General features: G+C 61.4%; 6 protein-coding genes. 3 read left to right on the top strand and 3 right to left on the bottom strand.

The genetic code is table 11. The features are described from left to right. Positions 1 to 305, top strand: a 305-nt coding sequence (locus LMG28727_RS34125; RefSeq protein ID WP_236591710.1) for a hypothetical protein, incomplete at its 5' end; no start/stop codon positions are given. Positions 306 to 652: 347 nt separating this feature from the next. Here the strand turns inward: LMG28727_RS34125 and LMG28727_RS11260 are convergent. After that, positions 653 to 1,813 (bottom strand): iron-containing alcohol dehydrogenase, encoded by a 1,161-nt coding sequence (locus LMG28727_RS11260; protein ID WP_201642411.1) that lies wholly within the window; start codon positions 1,811 to 1,813, stop codon positions 653 to 655. After that, positions 1,813 to 2,121, bottom strand: coding sequence for a putative quinol monooxygenase (locus LMG28727_RS11255; RefSeq protein ID WP_201642367.1), 309 nt, complete (start codon positions 2,119 to 2,121; stop codon positions 1,813 to 1,815). Before LMG28727_RS11255 ends, LMG28727_RS11260 begins: the two co-directional genes overlap by 1 nt. Before the next feature lie 470 nt (positions 2,122 to 2,591). On the opposite strand from LMG28727_RS11255, the gene LMG28727_RS11250 reads away from it, so the two are divergent. After that, complete coding sequence (locus tag LMG28727_RS11250) at positions 2,592 to 3,263, top strand: RNA polymerase factor sigma-70 (protein ID WP_201642366.1); 672 nt, start codon at positions 2,592 to 2,594, stop codon at positions 3,261 to 3,263. A 138-nt stretch (positions 3,264 to 3,401) separates the two neighbouring features. Here LMG28727_RS11250 and LMG28727_RS11245 read toward each other — a convergent pair whose 3' ends face one another. Then, positions 3,402 to 5,108 carry an MFS transporter gene (locus LMG28727_RS11245; RefSeq protein WP_201642365.1) on the bottom strand — a complete coding sequence of 569 codons (1,707 nt, stop codon included), beginning with the start codon at positions 5,106 to 5,108 and terminating at the stop codon, positions 3,402 to 3,404. Positions 5,109 to 5,235: 127 nt separating this feature from the next. Between LMG28727_RS11245 and LMG28727_RS11240 the strand changes: the two genes are divergently transcribed. Then, complete coding sequence (locus LMG28727_RS11240) at positions 5,236 to 6,150, top strand: LysR family transcriptional regulator (RefSeq protein WP_201642364.1); 915 nt, start codon at positions 5,236 to 5,238, stop codon at positions 6,148 to 6,150. Positions 6,151 to 6,222: the final 72 nt, after the last annotated feature.

Raw genomic sequence — 6,222 nt, 5'->3', positions numbered from 1 at the left:
ACCTGAAGTACCTGAAGTACCTGAAGTACCTGAAGTACCTGAAGTACCTGAAGTACCTGAAGTACCTGAAGTACCTGAAGTACCTGAAGTACCTGAAGTACCTGAAGTACCTGAAGTACCCGACGTACCCGACGTACCCGACGTACCCGACGTACCCGACGTACCCGACGTACCCGACGTACCCGACGTACCCGACGTACCCGACGTACCTGAAGTACCCGAAGTACCCGAAGTACCCGAAGTACCCGAAGTACCCGAAGTACCCGAAGTACCCGAAAGATTGCCCCCTCCCAGTCCGGTATTAGGCGTGGTAAGCGTGGACCCGCAACCGTAGAGTGCGAGCAGCGTAGATGTCGCCACAGCGATGGCTGTCCGACCGGCAAAGTTTTGCATGATGTCCCCGTTGAACGACTGTTGATGGGCACATCGATGCAAATTGCACGCCAAATGTGTTTTATGGCGTCAATTCAATGATTGACAAAGAATTGTTCTGAAAATAATAAAATGTAAGGAATATCCAGCGCAAAAAACGAGATTTTTCAAGCGACGACCAGGCCGTGTTCCGCGCCGTGCTACGTAACGTTCGAGTTATGCGTAACAGTGCAGGGCCATCGTCCACCAACCAGCAGCCCTGCACGCAGCAACGCGGTATTTAAAACGCCGCGAGATAAATCCCCAACGCGTCCTCTTCGCTCACCGGTCGCGGATTATTCACCAGCAGCCGCGTCTGCAACATTGCATCGCTGGCCATGCGTTCGAGGCCGTCACGCGCGATCCCTACATCGCGTAGTCTCGCCGGAATCGCGGTTGCAGCAATCATCTGTTCGAGCCGCTCGATCAACGCCATCGTCTTGCTCTCGATACTCCCCGTCACACCAGGCACCACCACGTCCGCGAGTTCCGCGTAGAGATGAGCCGCCGCGTCGGCGTTAAAGCGCAGCACATGCGGCAATACAAGCGCATTCGAAAGACCATGCGGTACGTGATAAATGCCGCCAACCGGATAAGCCAACGCATGCACCGCAGCGACCGGCGAATTGGCAAACGCCTGGCCCGCAAAGGTCGCGCCGAGCAGCATCGCTTCGCGAGCGTTGCGATTCTGGCCATCTTCGCAGGCACGCAACAGATTGCGCGACAGCAGATCGAGCGCCTTCACCGCGAGCATGTCGGAGATCGGGTTCTTCAGATGCACAGACGTGTACGCCTCGATCGCATGCACCATCGCGTCGATGCCAGTCGCTGCCGTCGCCGCCACCGGCAGACCGAGCGTGAGTTCCGCGTCGAGAATCGCGAGATCGGCGATCAGTTGCGGTGCGACCACGCCCATCTTCTTCGCTTCGCCCACCGTCACGATCGACACGGCCGTCACTTCCGAACCCGTGCCCGCCGTCGTCGGCATTTGCACGAGCGGCAGACGCGATACCGAAACCTTGTTCACGCCATACATCTCGCTGAGCGCCTGCTGTTGCTGCGGAGCGAGCACGGCGATCAGCTTCGCGACGTCCATCGACGATCCGCCGCCCAGCCCCAGCACGATTTCCGCGCCGGCCTGCCGCGCCCGCGAGGTCGTTTCGAGCACGATATGTTCGGGGGGATCGGCGATCACGTCGTCGATGACGATCGGGTCCCAGCCGTGCGCCGCAAGATCGGCAAGCGCGGGGTTCAACAGGCCGCTCTTGTGCAGAAAACCATCGGTGACCACGCACACGCGCGTCAGCGCGGGAAATTGTCCGCGCAACAAGGCGCCGAGGCGGCGCGCCGCGCCGAACTCGACGACCATCGTCGGAACGGTTTGAAACCTGAAGGTGTTCATCATGCCGAGTCTCCTGGCACCATGTGGCTCGACACTTCGCGCCGCTCGAGCAGCGGAATGATGGTGCCGAAGCCGAGGCGCTGAAAATGCTCGGTCTCGCGATGTGCAGTGAGACCGTTGGCATCGCGATACTTCTCCAGGATCACGAAGTGATCCGGGGCGAGCGGCGAGCGGAAGAATTCGTAATACAGGTTGCTGGGCTCGGTGCGGGTCGCCGCGGCCAGTTCCGTGAGCGGTGCCACGAGCGCGTCACCGTTGCCGGGTTTAGCGTAGAAATGCGCGATCACCTGCAGGTAAGCATCAGCCATCTATCACTCCATCAAGGCGGGTCGGTCGACGTTCGTACGTACGTACGTACCCGGGTTATACAGATCGTCGTCGCGAGGCTGAGTCGCGGCGACCGCATTTTTTGGCGCATCGAACCCGTCCGCTTTGCTGGATACGAAGCAGGCGGCGCACGGTATGACAACTGGCGGAAAGGTTTGCAGTCTTGCGCCGACCGATGCGAACACATCCGGTCAGCCTTCAGTTGTACCAGATTCGGGTCGATTTGCTGCACCTCGCATGCAGTCGCGGGCGACGAAGCAATGCACCGCGAGTAATGCCGTGATTCGTCGCTGATCGGCCATTCCGATTGTCGCGACTCCCCACAGGGATCCAGGTGAAAACCAAGCGGAAGCAACTCAGAGGCACCCAGGCCCAACAAGTCATTGTTGAGAATGATTCGCGTTTACGTTAAATTGACGCCCTGTCCTTTGAAAACATCGGGAGCGAATTCATGGCTGAGGTATTGGTCCGCCAGGAGCCTTCAACAGCGGTACCGCCGAAGCCGGTTCTCAATGCCGGGCGCGCCCGTACTTCCGTCACGCGGCGTACGCGCGGCGCGTCTGTCGGCGGGGCGTGGGAGAAGGGCGCCTTGCTCGATGTGCTGATCGACAACCGGCCCGCGCTTGTTCAAGTGGCTCAGGAGCTGACAGGTTGTGCGGATCTCGCCGAGGACGTGGTTCACGATGTCTTCATCAGGCTCGTGGACTTCCGGCATCAGGATGCCGTGCGTCAGCCGGTCGCCTACGTGACTCGCATGGTGCATAACGCGGCGATCGATGTTTGCCGTCGACAGAGCCAGGAAAGCGGCGCCGAGCACACCTCTTGCGCTGACGCAGACGACCTGCATGCGCCGTCGCTCGAAGCCGCGCTCGTCGCACGGGACGCGTTGCAACATGTCTGCAACGCGCTGGAGCAATTGTCGCCGCGTAGCCGTGCCGCCTTCGAAATGGTGCGTGTGCGTGAGGAAACGCTGCAAAGCACGGCGCGTGCGCTCAAGGTCTCGCAAACGCAGGTGCATTTCATGGTGCGCGAAGCGGAGAGACATTGCGCTGAGTGTCTCGCCGCGAGTCATCGCGGGGTGGCGAGACCTGAGTATTGCGGCAGCAACGTGCGTCGGCGGTGAGGCGCCGGAAAATCGCAAACCCTGCTCACGCACCGCTCGTATCTTTACTGCGGAGTGCCGGCGGTAGCCTCCGCTTCCAGCACGTCGATCATCTCGCGCACCGCGGTCTGAAGCTCGGGCACATAACGGCGCGTCGCTTCAGCAGGAATCGCAGCGCGCGGCTTGCTGCGTTTCCGCGTTTTCCAGCCTTCTCGACCCCCTCCCGGAAATCACGAAGCTCAGCACCGCAAGCACCGCTACGCCGACTCCGCCATACAGCATCACCCAGCCGAAACCCCGCATCAATGCAGCATGAACGAGGCTTCCAGACGCGTCGATCTGCGCGAACGCAGGCGCTTCTGTCCTGATCGCGCTGAGATTACCCGCGGCGATCTTCTGGGCAAGGCTGCCGAGTTCCGCCGGACCAAACGTGTTCGGCAAATTCGCTTTCAGATGAAAAAGAATCCCGCCGACCAGGATCGCGCCCATCAACGCAATGTTGATCGCGAGCGTGATCATGCGTGCGCTCATGTCGATGCCGGACGCCATTCCCGCGCGCTGCGCCGGCACTGCTGCGGTCGTCGTATTGGTCACCGGCGTGTTGGTGAGGCCGAGACCGGCGCCCGCAACGATACAACCGGGCAGCATGCTGGCCACGCCCGGATGCGCGGCGCTGCTGCCGAATCGCATCAACAGGAAGCCGACTGCGATCGTCAACAGGCCCACAGGTATCGCGATTCCCGAACCGTAACGCACGATGAGCCGTTCACCGAGCGGCGGGAACAGCAACGTCGGCAGCGTGTAGGCGAGCAACGCAACGCCTGCGTCGACACTGTCGTAGCCGAGCGCGATCTGGAAATAGATTGGCAGATAGATCATGAACGGCCAGAAGCTGAAGTTCATGCCGGCGGAGCCCATTAGCGCGCCCGAAAACTGCGGAATCCGGAACACGGAGAAATCGAACATGGGACGCACGTTGAATTTCTCCGCGCAGAGAAAGGCCACGAACGCGAGCGCCATCGCCACGAGAATGAACAGTGCGCGACGGTTCATGAGGCCGAGATCCGGAACCTGCGTGATGAAATACACGAGGCCGAAGACCGCGAGCGAGAGCGTGACAATGCCCGCGATGTCGAGCGTATGCGCGTGCGGATCGCGCGATTCCTGCACGCCGCCAAACACCAGCATCAACGTGACGGCCGCGAGCAGTGCGTGCACCCAGAACACCCACTGCCAGCCCGACACCGCCACGATCATCGCGCCGATGATCGGTCCGAAACCGAGCCCGATGCCGAAGATAATCCCCCACGCGCTGAATGCGCGCGCGCGTTCGGGACCGCTGCTGAACTGGTGCGAGAGCACGGCGACCTGACAGATCAGCATTGCGCCGCCGCTCGCGCCTTGCAGCAGACGCGCGGCGATCAACGTCGGCACGCTTTGCGCGAGGCCGCAGATCAGCGACGTCACGCCGAACAACGCGATGCCGATCACAAAAACCTTACGTCGGCCGAACCGGTCCGCGAGTGTGCCGGTTGCCATCAGGACGGTCGTCACGGCTAGCGTGTACGCGTTCATGATCCACTGCATACCTTTGAAGTCGCCGTGCAGCACGTGTTCGAGCGTGGGCAGAATCACCGGCACGCTGGAAATTTCGAGGCCGAACATCAGCGATGCGAGGCAAATCGCGCCCAGTGCGAGGGTGTTGCGTTGAATACCCAACACGCGCGATGAAGAGGCCGCTTGGCTCGTCGTCACGTGTTGCGTATCGGCCGCGCGCCGCGCCGGCTCAATTTCCGAGGTTGCCGGAGCAGGTTCCGCGCGTGCGCGTTCATCGCGCGTTGGCGGCGCGTTCAGATGACTGGACATGGATTCTTACCTTCGAGTGCGATGGCATTCGCCATCAATGAGTAGGTAATATAGAGGGAATAAATGTCCCCATTGGCGCATGAAAATCCGAGCAGTGCGTCCTTCAGGGAATCAATAGGGTGAAGGTATGAGCGACATGCTTGATGGCGTGACGACGTTCGTGCGCGTCGTCGAAACGGGTAGCTTTGCGCTGGCGGCCGAGCGCATGCATCTGACGCGTTCGGCGGTTGGCAAGGTCATCGTGCGGCTCGAGAAGCGGCTCGGCGTGCGCCTGCTCAATCGCACGACGCGCAGCCAGAGTCTGACCGAAGACGGGCAGGCTTATTACGACCGCTGCGTCCGCGCGCTCGCCGAACTCGAAGCCGCCGAAGCCGATCTCGACTCAGGCCGGCGTGAGCCCAAGGGGCGTTTGCGGGTCAGCGTGCCGCAGGCCTTCGGTCACCATTGCGTCGCGCCGGTGCTGATGGGACTTGCGCGCCAACATCCGCAACTGAAGATCGACATTTCGATTACCGACCGTTTTGTCGATGTCATCGAGGAAGGCTTCGATCTCGTTGTGCGCGTGGGTCCATTGGCCGACAGCACGAGCCTCGCGGCGCGCAGTCTTGGCGTGCAGCACGCGAGTATCGGCGCATCGCCGGCGTATCTGGCGCGGCACGGCACGCCGCGCAATGTCGAGGATTTGCGCGGACACACGGTGGTTGCTTATTTGCGTGCAGGCGCGGCCCAGCCTTGGGACGTGGTCGATACGGACGGCCAGATCCGCCGCGCGCAGGTCCAGCCGCAACTGGGGTTCGACGACATGCAGGGGATTGTCGATGCCGCTCTCGCCGGCTTCGGGTTGGCGTGGTTGCCGAGCTGGCTACTCGCACGTTATGAGCGAAGCGGCGAACTCGTGACTGTGATGGAGAACTGCTTCCGGCCGTCACAGGAAATCCACGTGGTGTGGCCGAAGAGCCGTTATCTCGCGCTGAAGACGCGCTGCGCGATCGATGCGCTGGTCGCGGAGATTCCCGCGATGCTCGACGCGGCGGAGAGCTGATGCGGACTTGGCGGCGCCCCTATGCGCTGTCCGTCCGCCCGACGTTTAGCGTAAGGTTTCTCAAAAAGTAAA

Source organism: Paraburkholderia metrosideri (assembly GCF_904848625.1).
In the GTDB taxonomy this organism is placed as follows: Bacteria; Pseudomonadota; Gammaproteobacteria; order Burkholderiales; family Burkholderiaceae; genus Paraburkholderia; species Paraburkholderia metrosideri.
This window is presented reverse-complemented; position numbering and strand designations above follow the sequence as displayed.

What these genes read in the sequence shown, in the direction of transcription:
- LMG28727_RS11255 (WP_201642367.1), bottom strand. Translation starts at nt 2,121, where the DNA reads ATGGCTGATGCTTACCTGCAGGTGATCGCGCATTTCTACGCTAAACCC.
- LMG28727_RS11240 (WP_201642364.1), top strand. Translation starts at nt 5,236, where the DNA reads ATGAGCGACATGCTTGATGGCGTGACGACGTTCGTGCGCGTCGTCGAA.
- LMG28727_RS11245 (WP_201642365.1), bottom strand. Translation starts at nt 5,108, where the DNA reads ATGTCCAGTCATCTGAACGCGCCGCCAACGCGCGATGAACGCGCACGC.
- LMG28727_RS11250 (WP_201642366.1), top strand. Translation starts at nt 2,592, where the DNA reads ATGGCTGAGGTATTGGTCCGCCAGGAGCCTTCAACAGCGGTACCGCCG.
- LMG28727_RS11260 (WP_201642411.1), bottom strand. Translation starts at nt 1,813, where the DNA reads ATGAACACCTTCAGGTTTCAAACCGTTCCGACGATGGTCGTCGAGTTC.